General features: G+C 65.7%; 15 protein-coding genes. 1 reads left to right on the forward strand and 14 read right to left on the reverse strand.

Translation table 11 applies throughout. The features are described from left to right. Positions 1 to 11: 11 nt before the first annotated feature. From pstA to ACV22V_RS22330, 7 genes are all read right to left on the reverse strand, one after another. Positions 12 to 905: a phosphate ABC transporter permease PstA gene (gene pstA, locus ACV22V_RS22300; protein ID WP_059691171.1), complete on the reverse strand. Its 894-nt coding sequence runs from the start codon at positions 903 to 905 to the stop codon at positions 12 to 14. After that, positions 902 to 1,885 (reverse strand): phosphate ABC transporter permease PstC, encoded by a 984-nt coding sequence (gene pstC, locus ACV22V_RS22305; protein WP_059523448.1) that lies wholly within the window; start codon positions 1,883 to 1,885, stop codon positions 902 to 904. Before pstC ends, pstA begins: the two co-directional genes overlap by 4 nt. A 94-nt stretch (positions 1,886 to 1,979) precedes the next feature. Then, entirely contained in the window at positions 1,980 to 3,014 is a 1,035-nt protein-coding gene (pstS, locus tag ACV22V_RS22310; RefSeq protein ID WP_059523450.1) for a phosphate ABC transporter substrate-binding protein PstS, read from the reverse strand. Positions 3,015 to 3,471: 457 nt separating this feature from the next. Continuing rightward, positions 3,472 to 4,827, reverse strand: a complete 1,356-nt coding sequence (glmM, locus tag ACV22V_RS22315) for a phosphoglucosamine mutase (protein ID WP_059523459.1) — start codon at positions 4,825 to 4,827, stop codon at positions 3,472 to 3,474. A 36-nt stretch (positions 4,828 to 4,863) separates the two neighbouring features. After that, the gene (gene folP / locus ACV22V_RS22320; RefSeq protein WP_156437262.1) at positions 4,864 to 5,757 is read right to left on the reverse strand and encodes a dihydropteroate synthase; all 894 of its coding nucleotides are present in this window, start codon (positions 5,755 to 5,757) and stop codon (positions 4,864 to 4,866) included. 76 nt (positions 5,758 to 5,833) lie between these two features. Next, complete coding sequence (gene ftsH / locus ACV22V_RS22325; RefSeq protein WP_059465595.1) at positions 5,834 to 7,729, reverse strand: ATP-dependent zinc metalloprotease FtsH; 1,896 nt, start codon at positions 7,727 to 7,729, stop codon at positions 5,834 to 5,836. Between the two features lie 166 nt (positions 7,730 to 7,895). After that, on the reverse strand, positions 7,896 to 8,558 hold the full coding sequence (locus ACV22V_RS22330) for an RlmE family RNA methyltransferase (protein ID WP_059523464.1): 663 nt from the start codon (positions 8,556 to 8,558) through the stop codon (positions 7,896 to 7,898). A gap of 193 nt (positions 8,559 to 8,751) precedes the next feature. Between ACV22V_RS22330 and ACV22V_RS22335 the strand changes: the two genes are divergently transcribed. Then, positions 8,752 to 9,279, forward strand: a complete 528-nt coding sequence (locus ACV22V_RS22335; RefSeq protein ID WP_448015570.1) for a YhbY family RNA-binding protein — start codon at positions 8,752 to 8,754, stop codon at positions 9,277 to 9,279. A 58-nt stretch (positions 9,280 to 9,337) separates the two neighbouring features. Here ACV22V_RS22335 and ACV22V_RS22340 read toward each other — a convergent pair whose 3' ends face one another. From ACV22V_RS22340 to ACV22V_RS22370, 7 genes are all read right to left on the reverse strand, one after another. Beyond that, on the reverse strand, positions 9,338 to 9,796 hold the full coding sequence (locus tag ACV22V_RS22340; RefSeq protein WP_059523468.1) for a DUF4149 domain-containing protein: 459 nt from the start codon (positions 9,794 to 9,796) through the stop codon (positions 9,338 to 9,340). A gap of 14 nt (positions 9,797 to 9,810) precedes the next feature. Beyond that, the gene (gene greA / locus ACV22V_RS22345) at positions 9,811 to 10,287 is read right to left on the reverse strand and encodes a transcription elongation factor GreA (protein ID WP_021163362.1); all 477 of its coding nucleotides are present in this window, start codon (positions 10,285 to 10,287) and stop codon (positions 9,811 to 9,813) included. 118 nt (positions 10,288 to 10,405) lie between these two features. Then, positions 10,406 to 13,660 (reverse strand): carbamoyl-phosphate synthase large subunit, encoded by a 3,255-nt coding sequence (carB, locus tag ACV22V_RS22350; RefSeq protein WP_124667607.1) that lies wholly within the window; start codon positions 13,658 to 13,660, stop codon positions 10,406 to 10,408. A gap of 59 nt (positions 13,661 to 13,719) precedes the next feature. Then, positions 13,720 to 14,379, reverse strand: coding sequence for a leucine efflux protein LeuE (gene leuE / locus ACV22V_RS22355; protein WP_059523472.1), 660 nt, complete (start codon positions 14,377 to 14,379; stop codon positions 13,720 to 13,722). A gap of 37 nt (positions 14,380 to 14,416) precedes the next feature. Then, positions 14,417 to 15,562 (reverse strand): glutamine-hydrolyzing carbamoyl-phosphate synthase small subunit, encoded by a 1,146-nt coding sequence (gene carA / locus ACV22V_RS22360; protein ID WP_059523474.1) that lies wholly within the window; start codon positions 15,560 to 15,562, stop codon positions 14,417 to 14,419. Positions 15,563 to 15,923: 361 nt separating this feature from the next. Next, positions 15,924 to 17,156 (reverse strand): MFS transporter, encoded by a 1,233-nt coding sequence (locus tag ACV22V_RS22365; RefSeq protein ID WP_448015571.1) that lies wholly within the window; start codon positions 17,154 to 17,156, stop codon positions 15,924 to 15,926. Between the two features lie 163 nt (positions 17,157 to 17,319). Continuing rightward, positions 17,320 to 18,906, reverse strand: a complete 1,587-nt coding sequence (locus ACV22V_RS22370; protein ID WP_059523478.1) for a transglycosylase SLT domain-containing protein — start codon at positions 18,904 to 18,906, stop codon at positions 17,320 to 17,322. Between the last annotated feature and the right edge of the window lie 42 nt (positions 18,907 to 18,948).

Raw genomic sequence — 18,948 nt, forward strand, 5'->3', positions numbered from 1 at the left:
TTGCTCCGCCGTTACTTTTTCGAGAAGATCGAACGCGCCAGGATGTTGAGTCCGAGCACCCCGAGCGTGATCAGGAACACGCCCGCCCATGCGAGCGACTGCCATTCGGCGAACGGGCTCATCGCGAACTTGTAGATCGTGACGGGCAGGTTCGCCATCGGTTGGCTCATGTCCCACGAGAAGAACTGGTTCGACAGCGCGGTGAACAGCAGCGGCGCCGTTTCGCCGGCGATCCGCGCGACCGCGAGCAGCACGCCCGTCACGATCCCGCCGACCGACGCGCGCAGCGTGATCTTCAACACCATCCGCCACTTCGGCGTGCCGAGCGCGACGGCTGCTTCGCGCAGCGCGTTCGGCACCAGCTTCAGCATGTTCTCGGTCGTGCGGATCACGATCGGAATCTGCAGCAGCGCCAGCGCGATCACGCCGGCCCAGCCCGAGAAGCGCCCCGACTTCGCGACGACGATCGCGTAGACGAACAGCCCGATGACGATCGACGGCGCCGACAGCAGGATGTCGTTGATGAAGCGGATCGTGCTCGCCAGCAGGTTCTTCTGGCCGTATTCGGCAAGATAGACGCCCGCGAGGATGCCGATCGGCGTGCCGACCAGCGTGCCGAAACCGCACAGCAGCAGGCTGCCGACGATCGCGTTCGCCAGGCCGCCGCCTTCCGTGTTCGGTGCCGGCGTCGATTCGGTGAACAGCTGCAGCGACAGACCGCCGACGCCGAGATGCACCGTGGTGTAGAGAATCCACACGAGCCACAACAGGCCGAACGCCATTGCGGCGAGCGACGCGGTCAGCGCGATCGCGTTGGTCAGCTTGCGCTTGCGCTGCAAGCGGTTGCGCATCGCGTCGAGCGCGGCGCCATTCGGCCCCGGGAAATTCATGACGGGCTCGCTCATTTCTTGCCCTCTCCCTTCTCGAGACGAAGCAGCAGCAGTTTGGAGATGGACAGCACGATGAACGTGATCACGAACAGGATCAGGCCCAGTTCCATCAGCGCGGACGTATGCAGGCCCGGTTGCGCTTCCGCGAATTCGTTCGCGAGCGCCGACGTGATGCTGTTGCCCGGCGCGAACAGCGACACGCTGTCGAGCAGGTTGGTGTTGCCGATCACGAAGGTCACGGCCATCGTTTCGCCGAGCGCGCGGCCGAGGCCGAGCATCACGCCGCCGATCACGCCGGTCTTCGTGTAGGGCAGCACGACTTTCCACATCACTTCCCACGTCGTGCAGCCGATCCCGTAAGCCGATTCCTTCAGCAGCACGGGCGTGACTTCGAACACGTCGCGCATCACCGACGCGATGTACGGGATGATCATGATCGCGAGGATCACGCCGGCCGCGAGAATGCCGATGCCGATCGGCGGGCCCGACGTCAGCGGACCGAGCACCCACACGTCCTTGAAGAGACGGCCGATCGGCTTCTGGAAGTATTCGGCGAAGATCGGCGCGAACACGAGCAGGCCCCACATGCCGTACACGATCGACGGAATCGCGGCGAGCAGCTCGATCGCGATGCCGAGCGGGCGACGCAGCCACACGGGCGACAATTCGGTGAGGAACAGTGCGATGCCGAAGCTGACGGGCACCGCGATGACGAGCGCGATGAGCGACGTCACGATCGTGCCGTAGATCGGCACGACCGCGCCGTAAATATCCGAGTTCGGATCCCACTCGGTTTGCAACAAGAAGCCGATGCCGAACTTCTGGATGGTCGGCATCGACGCAATGATCAGGGAAACGATGATCCCGCCCAGCAGCAGCAGGGTCACGATCGCGGCCAGCCGTGCGAGGCCGCCGAACAGAACGTCTCCGAGACGGCTCGGCGCGCGTTGCTGCGCGGCATCGGACCGGGAAGACGTGTAGGAAATATCAGACATGGGCGCCTGTTCTGGATCGCCGGGCGCCGTGACGCCCGGCCTTACCGCACACACTGCCCGGCCGGCACGGCCGGGCAGCGAACCGCTGGATTGCTTACTCCGTGGCGACCGGCTTGCCCGATGCGTCCGTCACCTTCGTCTTCCACTGCTTGCGGATTTCCGTCTCGACCGTCGCCGGCAGCGAGATGTAGTCGAGGCTGTCGGCTGCCTTCTCGCCGTTCTTGAACGCCCAGCTGAAGAACTTCAGCGTTTCGGCGCCCTGCTCCGGCTTGTCCTGCTTCGCGTGCAGCAGCACGAACGTCGCGCCGACGACCGGCCATGCGTCCTTGCCCGGCTGGTTCGTCAGGATCTGGTAGAACGACTTCGACCAGTTCGCGCCGGCAGCCGCGGCCTTGAACGTTTCGGTCTTCGGCTCGACCACCGTGCCCGTCGAGTTCTTCAGGGCCGTGTAGGTCATGTTGTTCTTCTTGGCATACGCCCACTCGACGTAGCCGATTGCGCCCGGCAGGCGCTGCACGAAGGCCGCGACGCCGTCGTTGCCCTTGCCGCCCGTGCCCGTCGGCCAGTTGACCGTCGTGCCTTCGCCGATCTTCGACTTCCACTCGTCGTTGACCTTCGACAGGTAGTTCGTCCAGATGAAGCTCGTGCCCGAGCCGTCAGCACGACGAACGACCGCGATGTCCGTATCCGGCAGCTTGACCTTCGGGTTCAGCGCGGCGATCGCCGGGTCGTTCCACTTCTTGATCTTGCCGAGGTAGATGTCGCCGAGCACCGGGCCCGACAGCGTCAGTTCGCCGGCCTTCACACCCGGCACGTTGACGACCGGCACCACGCCGCCGACCACCGTCGGGAACTGGAACAGGCCTTCCTTCGCGAGTTCTTCATCCTTCAGCGGAGCGTCCGAACCGGCAAAATCGACCGTCTTCGCGTTGATCTGCTTGAGGCCGCCCGACGAGCCGATACCCTGGTAGTTCACCTTCGCGCCGCCGGCCTGCTGGTAGTCGGCAGCCCATTTCGTATAAATCGGCATCGCGAACGTGCTGCCTGCGCCCGTGATGTCGGCAGCTTGCGCGGCGACTGCGAAAAGCGCGCCAGCCAGGCCGGCAATCGCGGTTTGCATCAATTTCATGAGACCTCCAGTGTGTGAGCGGATGACTACGGCACCGCGAAGGTTAGGGGCTCCTCATGACGATAATGTGACAATCGATGAAACTGGCGTGACAGTAACATGACTGGTTGAAAGGGTGTATCGGGCCCTGTGCGGGCGGCCGCGCAGGGGCAGCGCGGCGCGAAATGGCGGCAAGAATTGCCGGTCAGGAAGGGCTGTTCGGCACCCGCCGATGCGAGGTCCGGAGCGAATCGTGTTCACCGCACAAGGTGCAGGAAAACCCTTTGCGGCGGTCATCGCGATTCAGGGTCGGATGTTTTCTTGCGTCAGACGAAACCCGCGCCGACGTCATCCTCTATTTAATAGCGCAAACCTTTGCGTCTGACGAATTGCGGCGCCCGAAGGCGCCGCTTGTCGAATCACCGGGAAGGCGGCGCGCGCACGGCACCGGACCGTCGCGCGCCGTCACCGATTCGGCTCAGCTCGTCGCCGCGCGCACCGCGTCGGCGATCGCTTCCGCGTGACGGGTCGCGTCGGCCGCATGCTGCGCCTCGACCATCACGCGCAGCACGGGCTCGGTGCCCGATGCGCGGATCAGCACTCGGCCGCGGCCGGCGAGCGCGCTTTCGGCTGCGTCGATCGCCGCGCGAATCGATGCGCTGCCCTTCCAGTCGGCACCCGGCTTCATCCGCACGTTGATCAGCTTCTGCGGGAACAGCGTGACGCCGTCCAGCATCTGCGCAAGCGTGCGGCCGCTGCGCTTGAGCGCGGCCAGCACGAGCAGCGCCGACACGATGCCGTCGCCGGTCGAATGGCGGTCGAGCGACAGGATGTGGCCCGAGCCTTCCGCACCGAGCTGCCAGCCGCGCTCGCGCAACTGTTCGAGCACGTAGCGGTCGCCGACGGCCGCACGCACGAACTGCACGCCCTCGCGCTGCAGCGCGACCTCGACCGCGAGGTTCGTCATCAGCGTGCCGACCGCGCCGTCGACCTTGCCGGCGGTCGCAATCCGGTCCTTGACGAGCACGTAGAGCAATTCGTCGCCGTTGTACAGCCGGCCCGTCGCATCCACGACCTGCAGGCGGTCCGCATCGCCGTCGAGCGCGATGCCGAGATCCGCATGGTTCGCCCGCACCGCACGCACCAGTGCGTCTGGCGCCGTTGCGCCGACACCGTCGTTGATGTTGAAGCCGTTCGGCGCGACACCGATCGGAATCACGTCCGCGCCGAGTTCGTGGAATACGTGCGGCGCGATCTGGTACGCGGCGCCGTGGGCGCAGTCGATCACGAGCTTCAGCCCGCGCAGGTCGTATGCGGCCGGGAACGTGCTCTTGCAGAACTCGATGTAGCGGCCGGCCGCGTCGTCGAGGCGACGCGCCTTGCCGAGCCGGTCCGACGACGCGCATTCGAGCGGCTTGTCGAGCCATGCCTCGATCTCGGCCTCGGTATCGTCCGGCAGCTTGTTGCCGTCGGCGGAGAAGAACTTGATCCCGTTGTCCTGATACGGGTTGTGCGATGCGCTGATCACGACACCGGCCGACAGGCGCAGCGCGCGCGTCAGGTACGCGACGCCCGGCGTCGGCATCGGGCCTGCCAGCATCACGTCCACGCCAGCCGCCGAAAAACCGGCCTCGAGCGCGGCCTCGAGCATGTAGCCCGACACGCGCGTGTCCTTGCCGATCAGCACCGTCGGACGCGCACCCGCCGCGACGTCGGCCGCGCCGGCCAGCACCTTGCCGGCCGCATAGCCGAGACGCAACACGAAATCAGGCGTGATGGGCGCCTCGCCCACCGTGCCGCGAATGCCGTCCGTGCCGAAATATCGACGTCCCATGGCGAACCTTCCTCCTTCGTTTTTCTGACTTCTGACTTATCGTTGCCGCGCGGCTTCGCGCACGGCGTTCCAGACCTTCAACGCATCGACCGTCGCCGCGACGTCGTGCACACGCACGATCGCCGCGCCGCGCCCGACTGCGCACAATGCGGCCGCCACGCTCGCCGCGACGCGTTCGATCGGCGGCTTGCCGCCGATCACCGCGCCGAGCATCGACTTGCGCGACATGCCCGCGAGAATCGGATACGCGCGCCCGTCGGGCCGCGCGGGCGCCGTGTCGGGCAACGCGGCCAGCAGCGCGTAGTTGTCGTCGACCACCGCCTTGCCGAATCCAAACCCGGGATCGACGCAGATCCGTTCCGCTGCGACGCCCGCGTCGCGCAGCGCCTGCGCGCGTGCTGCGAGAAAGTCGCGCACGTCGGTCACGACGTCGCCGTAGTCGGGCTCGCCCACCTGCATCGTCTGCGGCTCGCCGAGCATGTGCATCGCGCACAGCCCGCTGTTGCCTTCACGCACCGCGTCGATCGCCCCCGGCTGGCGGAACCCCCATATGTCGTTGATCATATCCGCGCCGGCAGCGAGCGCCGCACGCATCACGGCAGGCTTGTAGGTGTCGATCGACAGCGGCACGTTCAGCGGCCGCAACGCTTCGACGAGCGGGATCACGCGCGCGAGTTCCTCGTCGAGCGGCACGGGCGGCGCACCGGGACGCGTCGACTCGCCGCCGATGTCGATCAGGTCGACGCCTTCGGCGATCATCCGCTCGGCCTGGCGCAACGCATCGTCGCGCGCGAGGAAGCGGCCGCCGTCGGAAAACGAATCGGGGGTGGCGTTGAGAATGCCCATCACGAGCGGGCGTTCGAACGTCAGCGAGAAACGGCCGCACTGGAGCGGCGCGGGAATGGAGGCTGAAACTGCGGATTCGGGCACGGGCGGGAGGTGTTGATGAATACAAAACGGGCCGGTGTGAAGCCACACCAGCCCGTGAACGGTGCTACGGCGAAGGTCAGGCCGGCGAAGCAGGCGCCGGCGCGTTGCCGGGCTTCACTTCGGCGGCCGTGCCGCCACCCGAGGAATCGCCGCCAACGGCCGGCGAGCTCTTCGGCGAGCGCGGCGGACGCCCTTCCATGATGTCGTTGATCTGATCGGCGTCGATCGTCTCCCACTCCATCAGCGCGGCCGTCATTGCCTCGACCTTGTCGCGGTTCTCTTCGAGCAGGCGACGCGCAAGGCCGTACTGCTCGTCGAGCACGCGGCGGATTTCGCCGTCGACCTTCTGCTGCGTCGCTTCCGAGATCGTGCGGGTGAAGCCGCGGCCGAACGGGCCGCTGTCGTTCTCGTCGTCGACGTAGACCATCGGTCCGAGCGCGTCGGTCATGCCGAAACGCGCCACCATCGCACGCGCCGTCTGCGTCGCCTTGTTGAAGTCGTCCGACGCGCCGGTGCTGATCAGGTTCAGGAACAGCTCTTCGGCCACGCGGCCGCCGAACAGGATCGCCAGGCGGTCGAGCAGGTAGTCCTTCGAGTACGTCTCGTTGTCATGCTCCGGCAGCTGCCACGTGACGCCCAGCGCGCGACCGCGCGGGATGATCGTGACCTTGTGCACCGGGTCGGCCTTCGGCAGCAGCTTCGCGATCACCGCATGGCCCGACTCGTGGTAAGCCGTCGCACGCTTCGCTTCTTCGCGAATCACCGCCGACTTGCGCTCCGGACCCATGAAGATCTTGTCCTTCGCGTCCTCGAAATCCTGCATCTCGACGATGCGCTTGCCGCGGCGGGCGGCGAACAGCGCCGCTTCGTTCACGAGGTTCGCGAGATCGGCGCCCGAGAAGCCCGGCGTGCCGCGCGCGATGACCGCTGCGTCGACGTCGTTCGCGATCGGCACCTTGCGCAGGTGCACGCGCATGATCTGCTCGCGGCCGCGAATGTCCGGCAGGCCGACATAGACCTGACGGTCGAAACGGCCCGGACGCAGCAGCGCCTTGTCGAGCACGTCGGAACGGTTGGTCGCGGCGATCACGATCACGCCCGAGTTCGCTTCGAAGCCGTCCATCTCGACCAGCATCTGGTTCAGCGTCTGCTCACGCTCGTCGTTGCCGCCGCCCATGCCGGCGCCGCGATGACGGCCGACCGCGTCGATTTCGTCGATGAACACGATGCACGGTGCGTGCTTCTTCGCCTGCTCGAACATGTCGCGCACACGGGCCGCGCCGACGCCGACGAACATTTCGACGAAGTCGGAACCCGAAATGCTGAAGAACGGCACCTTCGCTTCGCCGGCGATCGCGCGGGCGAGCAGCGTCTTGCCGGTACCCGGAGGACCGACGAGCAGCACGCCGCGCGGAATGCGACCGCCCAGCTTCTGGAATTTCTGCGGGTCGCGCAGGAAGTCGACGAGCTCGGACACTTCTTCCTTCGCTTCGTCGCAGCCTGCGACGTCGGAGAAGTTCACCGCGTTGTTGTTCTCGTCGATCAGCCGCGCACGCGATTTCCCGAACGAAAATGCGCCGCCTTTGCCACCTCCCTGCATCTGCCTCATCATGTAGAACCAGAACACGATGATCAGGATCGTCGGCCCGAGGTAGTACAACGCGGACATCAGCGCGTTCGGCTCGTCATCGGCCTTGCCGCTGACCTGCACGCCGTACTTCATCAGATCGCCGACCATCCAGATGTCGCCGGGCGACACGATCTGGTATTTCTGGCCATCAGCCGGAGTGACGGTGAGGTTGCGCCCCTGCACGATGACGTTCTTGACCTTGCCGTTCTTGGCGTCGTCCATGAACTGCGAATAGGACACACCTTCCTGGACGCGGGGCTTGTCGAACTGCTTGAACACCGTAAACAGCACCAGTGCGATCACCAGCCACACTGCTGCCTTCGAAAACATATTGTTGTTCAAAGCACCACTCCTTCACTCGTAGACGAGCGCCTACATTTTCCTTGCGGCGCTCCTCGGTCATTCTAATCCAGTCCGACCACCCCTGCCATAAGCATTGACAACCGTCGCGATAGCGCTTCGCTTGTCTGGCAAGGGCCGGAGCCCGTTTGCGGCACCGCGCCCCGCGTCACCGCGGATGCTTCAGTTGCCGGCCCAAAATGAACGTTTCGGACGATTTGTCGCGGGACGCCTTCGGCTTGCGCGGCGCGACGATCTTAAACTGCTGTTTGAACTTTTCGACGATCTGGCTGTAGCCGCTGCCGTGGAAACACTTCACGAGCAGCGCACCTTCCGGCTTCAGATGATTCTGCGCAAATTCGAGCGCCAGATCGCACAGATGCTCGATGCGCGCCGCGTCCGCCGAGGCCACGCCCGAGAGGTTGGGGGCCATGTCCGAAATAACAAGGTCCACCGAGCGGCCTTCGAGCACTTCCTCGAGCCGGTGAAGGACCTCGTCCTCGCGGAAGTCGCCCTGGAGGAAGTGGACGTCGGCGATCGGTTCCATCGGCAGGATGTCGAGCGCGACGATCGTGCCGTCGATGCCGCCTTCGCGCTCCGCGTCACGCTTCTTGCCCTGCGCGAGCTTGTTGCGGGCATACTGGCTCCAGCTGCCCGGCGTCGCGCCGAGATCGACGATCACCTGGCCCGGGCGGATCAGCTTGTCCTGCTCGTCGATTTCCTTCAGCTTGTACGCGGCACGCGCGCGATAGCCCTCCCGCTGCGCCATTTTGACGTACGGGTCGTTGATGTGGTCGTGCAGCCAGTGCTGGTTAAAGCGGTTTTTTGCCATTCGAGAGAGAGATTGCTGCTATTTGCTTCGTGAAGCCGTGCTTTTGGCGGATAATACGCGTCTTCTTCGCGCGGCTGTGGCCCCTTCCGGGCCCAAGCCGCGATTTTACGTGGTTTCGGCGCGCGGCTGATGCGGTAACTTCCCGCGATTCGCTTGTGATGCAGCGCGCCCCTATTTAGATTTCGACATTTCCATGCCCGCCCTTTCGCTTTCCCCCGCCGAGCGCTCCGCGCTGCGCTCCCAGGCCCATGCGCTCAAGCCCGTCGTGCTGATCGGCGCCGACGGGCTGACCGACGCCGTGCTGAAGGAAATCAAGGTGCACCTTGCCGCGCACCAGTTGATCAAGATTCGTGTATTCGGTGACGAGCGCGATGAGCGCGTCGCCATTTACGACGAGATCTGCGACCGCCTGGATGCGGCGCCGATCCAGCACATCGGCAAGCTGCTGGTGATCTGGAAGCCCGAGGCTGCCGTGGCGGCCCCGGCCCGCGGCCGTCGTGCCGGCGCGCTGCCGAGCGCGGCCGAAGCCGTCGACGACAAGAAAGGCCGTGCGCCGCGCACCGTCAAGGTCGTCAAGGTGTCGCCGAACGCGAGCCCCGTGCGCCGTCCGAGGCCGGTAAAGGTCACGGTGCGCGGCAACGAGCGCGTGACGGCGGGCGGCACCGTGAAGCGTGCGAAAAAGCGTCAGGCCAGCACGAAGCGGCCGCACCAGGGCAAGTAATCCTGCCGCGCGGCACGGGGCACCCCGTGCCGCCCTGCCGGTGCGGCGCACACGCCGTTCAGGCGTCTCGCGCCGGCAAACGCCAGATCAGCATCAGCCCCAGCACGCTCTCGACGAGATAGAACAGGCTCGAAACGCCGTGCAGCATCCCGAAGCGGCTCGCATACGGCGAGTTCGCGATATCGGTGCCCGCCTCCATCGCGGCCACCCGCAGCGCGTTCATGAACGGCTGCAGCGCAAAATACCCGACCAGCACGCACGCGACCATCGCCGCGACGATCCAGCGCACGCGCCGGTAATCGCCGCTGCCGCGCCGCACCTGCTGGTTCGACAGCGCGAGCAGCAACACGCCGCATACGACACCGAGGATCGCCTCGATGCGAAACAACTGGGCGGCGACCGAGCCGGCCGTCATCCGCTCCAGCGTCTTGAACAGCACGGGCGCGACCGCATACCCGATCGTCAGCAGGCTGCCGACCCACACGGCCGACAGCAGACGGAACACGCGATGCGGCATCACGTCGCCCCGCTTCAGATGTAGCTGACCGAGATGATTTCGTATTCGCGCACGCCGCTCGGCGCCTGCACGGCCGCGACGTCGCCTTCGGACTTGCCGATCAGCGCGCGTGCGATCGGCGAGCTGACCGAGATCAGGCCGTGATCGATGTCGGCTTCGTCGTCGCCGACGATCTGGTACTTGACGGTATCGCCGGACTCGAGATCCTCGAGTTCGACCGTCGATGCGAAGACCACGCGGCCTTCGGCGTCGAGCACGGTGGGATCGATGACCTGCGCGGCCGAAAGCTTCGATTCGATTTCCGCGATGCGACCCTCGATGAAGCCCTGCTTTTCTTTCGCAGCGTCGTATTCGGCGTTTTCGGACAGATCGCCCTGTGCGCGGGCCTCCGCGATCGCGTTGATCACGGCCGGCCGCTCGACGGACTTGAGGCGCTGCAATTCATCGCGCAGTTGCTCTGCGCCACGCTTTGTCAACGGAATGGTGCTCATAAACGGCTCAATCGCTAAAAACGGCTATAAAAAAAATCACCGCGATTAAGCGCATTTCCGGCGAACCGGAAACACCGCTTAATCGCGGCACGTGTTGCTTCGACAGGTAACTGAACGCTTAGTTTAGGCGAGCATGAAGACCTTGTAAATCATAGACTTCCAGATCCTTCAGGTAGCGCAAGCCTTCGACGGCCGCGCGCGCGCCCGACATCGTCGTGTAGTACGTGACCTTGTGCGCCTGCGCGCTCATGCGGATCGAACGCGAATCGGCGATCGCCTGACGCGTCTCGTCGACCGTCGTGAACACGAGTGCGATCTCGCCGTTCTTGATCATGTCGACGATGTGCGGACGGCCGTCCTTCACCTTGTTGACGACCTTCACCGGCACGCCGGCCGCTTCGATCGCGGCAGCCGTGCCCTTGGTCGCGACGATCGGGTAGCCGAGGTCGTGCAGCATGCGCGCGACTTCGACCGCCTTCGGCTTGTCGGCGTCCATCACGGTCAGCAGCACCGTGCCCGACTCCGGCAGGCGCGAGCCCGCCGCGAGCTGCGACTTGAACAGCGCCTCGCCGAACGTCTGGCCGACACCCATCACTTCGCCGGTCGAACGCATTTCAGGCCCGAGGACCGGATCGACGGTCGGGAACTTGACGAACGGGAACACCGCTTCCTTCACGCTGAAGTACGGCGGTTCGACTTCCTTCGTCACGCCCTGCTGCGCGAGCTTCTGGCCGACCATCGCGCGCGCCGCGATCTTCGCGAGCGGCAGGCTGGTCGCCTTCGACACGTACGGCACCGTGCGCGATGCGCGCGGGTTCACTTCGAGCACGTAGATGATGTCCTGCTTCGAACCGTCTGCCTGCGGCACTTGCTGGATCGCGAACTGCACGTTCATCAGGCCGACCACGTTCAGCGCCTTCGCCATCGCGCCCGTCTGGCGCTTCAGTTCGGCAACCGTTTCTTTCGACAGCGAGTACGGCGGCAGCGAGCATGCCGAGTCGCCCGAGTGGACGCCCGCCTGCTCGATGTGCTCCATCACGCCGCCGATGAACACCGACTCGCCGTCGCAGATGCAGTCGACGTCGCATTCGATCGCGTCGTTCAGGAAGCGGTCGAGCAGCACCGGCGAATCGTTCGACACCTTCACGGCCTCGCGCATGTAGCGCTCGAGGTCGCGCGGCTCATGGACGATTTCCATCGCGCGGCCACCCAGCACGTACGACGGGCGCACGACGAGCGGGTAGCCGATTTCGGCCGCCAGCGCGAGCGCTTCGTCTTCGGCGCGTGCGGTGCGGTTCGGCGGCTGGCGCAGGCCGAGGTCCTGCAGCAGCTTCTGGAAGCGTTCGCGGTCTTCGGCCGCGTCGATCATGTCCGGCGACGTGCCGACGATCGGCACGCCGTGCGCCTCGAGGTCGAGCGCGAGCTTCAGCGGCGTCTGGCCGCCGTACTGGACGATCACGCCGACCGGCTTTTCCTTGTCGACGATCTCGAGCACGTCTTCCAGCGTCAGCGGCTCGAAGTACAGGCGGTCGGACGTGTCATAGTCGGTCGACACCGTTTCCGGGTTGCAGTTGACCATGATCGTTTCGTAGCCGTCCTCGCGCATCGCGAGCGCCGCGTGCACGCAGCAGTAGTCGAACTCGATGCCCTGGCCGATCCGGTTCGGGCCGCCGCCCAGCACCATGATCTTCTTGTTGGTGGTCGGCTGCGCCTCGCACTCTTCCTCGTAGGTCGAGTACATGTAGGCCGTCTTGGTCGCGAACTCGGCCGCGCAGGTATCGACGCGCTTGTAGACCGGGCGCACGTTCAGTTCGACGCGGCGGCGGCGGACGTCTTCCGGCGTCGCGCCGAGCAGCTTCGCGAGTCGGCGGTCGGAGAAGCCGCTCTGCTTCAGGAAGCGCAGCTCGTCGAACGTCAGCGACGCGAGCGTGCGGCCCGCGAGCGCCTTTTCCTTCAGGATGATCTGCTCGATCTGCTCGAGGAACCACGGGTCGATCGCGGTTTCCGCGAAGATTTCCTCGGCCGTCATGCCGATGCGGAATGCATCGCCGACGTACCAGATGCGGTCCGGGCCCGGCTCGTGGATCTCGATCGCGATCTCGTCGCGGTCGGTCGACTTCTCGTCGAGACCGTCGACGCCGACTTCGAGGCCGCGCAGCGCCTTCTGGAACGATTCCTGGAACGTACGGCCGATCGCCATCACTTCGCCGACCGACTTCATCTGCGTGGTCAGGCGCGAATCGGCTTCGCGGAACTTCTCGAACGCGAAACGCGGGATCTTCGTGACGACGTAGTCGATCGTCGGCTCGAACGATGCCGGCGTCTGGCCGCCGGTGATTTCGTTCTTCAGCTCGTCGAGCGTGTAGCCGACCGCCAGCTTCGCCGCGACCTTCGCGATCGGGAAGCCGGTCGCCTTCGATGCGAGCGCCGACGAACGCGACACGCGCGGGTTCATCTCGATGACGACCATGCGGCCGTCCTTCGGGTTGATCGAGAACTGCACATTCGAGCCGCCGGTGTCGACGCCGATCTCGCGCAGCACCGCGAGCGATGCGTTACGCAGGATCTGGTATTCCTTGTCGGTGAGCGTCTGCGCCGGCGCGACCGTGATCGAGTCGCCGGTGTGCACGCCCATCGGGTCGAGGTTTTCGATCGAGCACACGATGATGCAGTTGTCGGCGCGGTCGCGCACGACTTCCATCTCGTATTCCTTCCAGCCGAGCAGCGACTCTTCGATCAGCAACTCGCGCGTGGGCGACAGGTCGAGACCGCGCTTGCAGATCTCTTCAAACTCTTCGCGGTTGTACGCAATGCCGCCGCCCGAGCCGCCGAGCGTGAACGACGGACGGATCACGACCGGATAGCCGCTGCCACCGGTGCCGGCCATGATCTCGGCATGCACCTGGGTCGCTTCTTCCATCGAGTGCGCGATGCCCGACTTCGCGGAGCCGAGACCGATCTTGGTCATCGCTTCCTTGAACTTCTGGCGGTCTTCCGCCTTGTCGATCGCTTCCGGCGACGCGCCGATCAGCTCGACGCCGAACTTCTCGAGCACGCCGTGATGGTGCAGGTCGAGCGCGCAGTTCAGCGCGGTCTGGCCGCCCATCGTCGGCAGGATCGCGTCCGGGCGCTCCTTCTCGATGATGCGTGCGACGACTTCCCACGTGATCGGCTCGATGTAGGTGACGTCGGCCGTGTTCGGGTCGGTCATGATCGTCGCCGGGTTGCTGTTCACGAGGACGACCTTGTAGCCCTCTTCACGCAGCGCCTTGCAAGCCTGCGCGCCCGAATAGTCGAACTCGCAAGCCTGGCCGATGATGATCGGGCCGGCGCCGATGATGAGGATGCTTTTGATGTCTGTGCGTTTTGGCATGGCTTGTGAATTCAGTAAGTAATCTTTGTCGTGGCGTTGTCGCGGATCGGCGGCTGCGCTCAGCTCATGGTGGCGAGCGCGAGCTTCACCGAGAAACCGATGAACAGGCCGCCCACGCTGCTCGCCGCGCCCGCCGCGAGCTTGCGGCGGCGGCGGAAATGCTCGGCGAGCCGCGCGCCCGCGAAGATCAGCGTGCTCAGATACAGGAAGCTCGCGCATTGCGCGATCGCCCCGAGCACGACGAACGACAGCGCGGGATGCGGGAACGCCGGGTCGACGAACTGGATGAAGAACGAGATGAAGAACAGGATCGCCTTCGGATTCAGGAGGCTCACGATCAGCGCCTTGCGGAACGGCCGCTCGCCGTCGACCGCACGCGGTGCATCGGCCGGCGCATCGGCGCGCGCGCGCAGCTTCCGCCACGCGCCGCGCAGCATCCCTGCACCGATGTACAGCAGGTACGCGGCGCCGCCGTACTTGACGACGGAGAACAGCAGCGGGTTCGCCTTCAGCAGCGACGCGACGCCCGCGGCGGACAGCACCATCAGCACCGTGTCGCCGAGGAACACGCCGCAGGCCGCGCGATAACCGGCCTTCACGCCGCGCTGCGCCGCGAGCGACAGCACGTACATCGAGTTCGGCCCCGGCAGCAGGATGATGAAGATCACGCCGAACACGTAGGTCCAGATATCCGTGATGCCGAGTGCGTGGCCGAACATGATGCGAATCTCCCGTTCTTCGGTTGCTTCAGTTGCGTCAGGCGTTGCGCTGCTTCGCCGCGTCCATCAGTGCGGTGAAGCGGTCGAACAGATACGCGATGTCGTGCGGGCCGGGCGACGCTTCCGGGTGGCCCTGGAAGCAGAATGCCGGCTTGTCGGTCAGCTCGAAGCCCTGCAGCGTGCCGTCGAACAGCGACACGTGCGTCACGCGCGCGTTGGCCGGCAGCGAATCCGCGTCGACCGCGAAACCGTGGTTCTGCGACGTGATCACCACGCGACCGTCGCCGAGATCCTTCACCGGGTGGTTCGCGCCGTGGTGGCCCGTCTTCATCTTCAGCGTCTTCGCGCCGACCGCGAGGCCCATGATCTGGTGGCCGAGGCAGATGCCGAAGGTCGGCACGCCGCGCTCGATGAATTCCTTGGCCGCCGCGATCGCGTAGTCGCACGGCTCCGGATCGCCGGGGCCGTTCGACAGGAAGATGCCGTCCGGATTCAGTGCCAGCGCGTCGGCCGCGCTCGCCTCGGCCGGCAGCACCGTCACGTGGCAGCCGCGCTCCGCGAGCATGCGCAGGATGTTGTACTTGACGCCGAAGTCGTACGCGACGACGCGGTACTTCGGCGCTTCCTGCATGCCGTAGCCGCTGCCGAGGCGCCATTCGGTCTGCTTCCACTCGAACGGCTTCGTGGTCGACACGACCTTTGCGAGATCCATGCCCGCGAGGCCCGGGAACGAGCGCGCGAGTTCGATCGCCTTCGCCTCGTCGTTCGAGCCGGCCAGGATGCAGCCGTTCTGCGCGCCCTTGTCGCGCAGGATGCGGGTCAGCTTGCGGGTATCGATGCCGGCGATCGCGACGACGCCTTCGTCGCGCAGGTAGTCGCCGAGCGTGCGGTCCATGCGGAAATTCGATGCGAGCGTCGGCAGATCACGGATGATCAGGCCGGCGGCATGGACTTTCGTGGCTTCGACGTCTTCGGCGTTGACGCCGACGTTGCCGATATGCGGGTAGGTGAGCGTGACGATCTGACGCGCGTAGCTCGGATCAGTCAGGATTTCCTGATAGCCGGTAATCGCGGTATTGAACACGACTTCACCGATCGTGTGGCCTTCGGCCCCGATCGAATAACCACGAAAGACCGTGCCGTCGGCGAGTGCAAGCAAGGCGGGAGAAAAAGACGGCAACACGGGAGGCTCCTTGGGGAACACCCTGCTGCCGACCTGTTTACCCTGCCGCGCGAGCGCCGCGCTGCGTAGGCGCGCGGAGTCGCTAGCTGGACGCGACCTGCGGTGTCGGCACGCGAACCCGGCGCGTGGCGCACGAGGCTTCGCGGCATCGCCCGACAGGCGGCGTGCGGCGGATGAACGGGATGAGTGAGGTAGGCGCTAGGGTGCGAGGTTGATCAGCACAAACTTTCAAATTATAGCCCGAAAATGGCCTTATCTTCAATCGATATGGCCGTCCGATCACGCATGCGGCGCGCGCGATGCCGTGGCGTCACACGCGCCATTCGTTGCTGCGGCCCCGTTTCCGCAGCCGCCTTACCCCTCAGCGTACCGCCGGATCAATATGCTTGCCAGCGCTGCGCGCAGGCCAAACGTACCAGACCGCGCTTGCGAGTTGCAGCACGAGCAGCATGCTCCACGCCGTGACGTGCGCGGCAGCGGGGTAATGGCCGTCGACGGCCGGCCAGTGCGACAGCACCGCGCCGATACCGATCTGGAACGCAAAGATCAGCACGAAGATCACGAGCGTCAATGTCGTGTTCGCGCGGCCGATCAGTTGGGCCGGGAAGTGGCCGGCCAGCACGGCATAGGTGAGGATCCCGACGCCGCCGAACATGCCGTAGGCCGCCCACAGCACGGCCGGCGGCAGCGGCACGCGCGCGACGATCGCGATTTGCGTGACGACGAACAGCACCATGCCGACGCCGCAAAACGCCTGGACGGACACGCCGCGGCGCTCAAGCACGCGCGCCGCCGCGCCGAAACCGACACAGCCGGCCATCATCGCGAAGCCGAGCACCGACACGAGCCGTGCGGCGTGCTGCGCATCGAACCCCGCGACGTCGCGCAGGTACGGACCGACCCACAGCGACTGCATCGCGTAGAACACGCCCTGCGTGACGATCGAGAACGATGAGATCTTCCAGAACGCACGGCTGCCGAGGATGTGCCACGTGCCCTTGAACTGGCTGACGAGTCCGCCCTGATGGCGCGGCCGCTCGGCTTCCGGCGCGCCGAAGCCGATCGCGGCCGCGACGACGATCGTCAGCACCGCGAGGCCGCCGCAGATCACGCGCCAGCTCGTCACGCCGAGCAGCCAGGTCAACGGCGAGCCGACCGCGACGCCGCCCAGGCCGCCGACGGCCATCACGAGACCGTTGACGAGCGGCAACCGGCCGACCGGAAAATGCTGCGCGAGCGCCTTGAATGCCGCACCGAGACAGACCGATACGCCAACGCCGATCAGCAGCCGGCCGACCATCATCGTGCCAAGGTCGTGCGCGACGCCGAACACGGCGGCACCGGCAGCCGCGAACAGCAGCATTCCGGCCGTCACGCGGCGCGGGCCGAAATGATCGAGCAGCACGCCGACCGGAATCTGCCCGCCGGCAAAGCCGAGAAAATAGAGACTGGTGAGCAGCCCGAGATCGGCGGCCGAGAGCCCGAGCTCGTGCGTGACGAACGGCGCGAAGCCGAGATTGACGCCGCGGAACACGTACGACACGAAATATCCGACCGCAAACAGCGCGAGCACCCTCACCTGCACCGACGACATCGCTCCTCCTCGTGATCCGATCCCGGCCGCGCGAAGCAGCGCCGCCGCTGCCGCGCACAAACGAAAACGCCGTCACCTCGGTGACGGCGTTGCTTCGTGTTTCATCGGATGATAACGCAAGCGCACGATCCGGCCGGACCGCCGCGCTGCAGTCGCGACCGCGTTACTTCTTCTTGCCCTTGTTTGCAGCGGCCTTCGGCGCGGCCTTGGCCGGCGCCGCCTTCGCGGAAGCAGCCTTCGTCGCGCGGGCCGCCGGCTTCGCGGCACCGTGCTTCGCACCACGCGACTTGCCGCCGACGGACAGGCTCGCGCGCTCGATACGCGCGCCGGCGGTCGACGTCGCGATCCGCTCCGGACCCGGCTCGGCCGGCACCGCGCGGCCGACCGGCACGTGCAGCACGAGCGCCTGGCCCGGCATCGCGAGATCGCGATGCGTGCGGTTCCATGCCTTCAGCTGGCCGACCGACACGCCGTAGCGGCCGGCGATCGCCGCCATCGACTGCTTGCGGCGCACGCGGATCAGCATCTTGCGCGTGTCGGGCACGTCGGGCTCCATCGCGAGCACGCCGTTTTCCGCAACGTCCGCGCTGATGTCCTCGTCGTCGTCATCGCCGCGCGGCACGACGATCGTCGAGCCCGGCTTCAGGCGCATGCCGGCGGGAATCTTGTTGACCGACATCAGCGTGTCGGCGTCGACACCGATCTTCTCGGCGATCGCGGCCGGGCGCGCGCGCTCGCTGACCGTATAGGTGGTCCACGTCGACAACTGGCCGTTGTAGGCCTTCAGGTTCTTCTCGAACGCTGACGCGTTGTCGAACGGCAGCAGGATCTGCGGCTCGGTCGCGCCGAGGATCACCGGCTTCGAGAACGACGGGTTCAGCGAACGGAACTCGTCGAGCGACAGGTTCGCGAGCTTCGCGGCCACCGCCACGTCGATGTCGCGCGACGTCGTGACCGTCACGAAATACGGGTGGTTCGGGATCTCCGGCAGCGCCAGGCCGAACTGCTGCGGATTCGCGATGATGTTCTTCACAGCCTGCAGCTTCGGCACGTAGTTGCGCGTCTCGTTCGGCATCCGCAGGCTCTGGTAGTCGGTCGGCAGGCCGGCCGCCTGGTTGCGCGCGATCGCGCGCTGCACGTTGCCCTCGCCCCAGTTGTACGCGGCCAGCGCCAGATACCAGTCGCCGAACATGTCATGCAGGCGCGACAGGTAGTCGAGCGCGGCGCTCGTCGACGCGAGCACGTCGCGGCGCTCGTCCTGCCACATGTTGCGCTTCAGGTTGTACGTGCGGCCCGTGCCCGGCATGAACTGCCACATGCCGGCCGCCTTCGCGACCGACAGCGCCTGCGGGTTGAACGCGGATTCGATGAACGGCAGCAGCGCGAGCTCGGTCGGCATATGACGCGCCTCGAGTTCCTCGACGATGTGATACAGGTACTTCTGCGAGCGCTCGGTCATGCGCTGCACGTAATCGGGACGCTGCGTGTACCAGGTCGTCTGCATGTCGACGAGGTCGCTTTGCAGATCGGGCATCTGGAAGCCGCGACGGATGCGGCCCCAGAGATCGGAATCTGCACTGGTCAGGTCGCCGACGGATTGCTTGTCGACGTCGACAGTTTCTTTGGCGGTGGCTGATTTACGGAGGTAGTTGGACGCCGCCTGCGAATCGGCGGCGTTGTTGGCGACAGGAGCCTGGCTCGCACAAGCGGCGAGCAGCAGGACCACCATCGCACTCAATATAAGTCGCATGAAAATCTCGGCTTCCGACGGCTGGAAATTGCTGGCGATACT

Source organism: Burkholderia sp. AW33-5 (assembly GCF_053427615.1).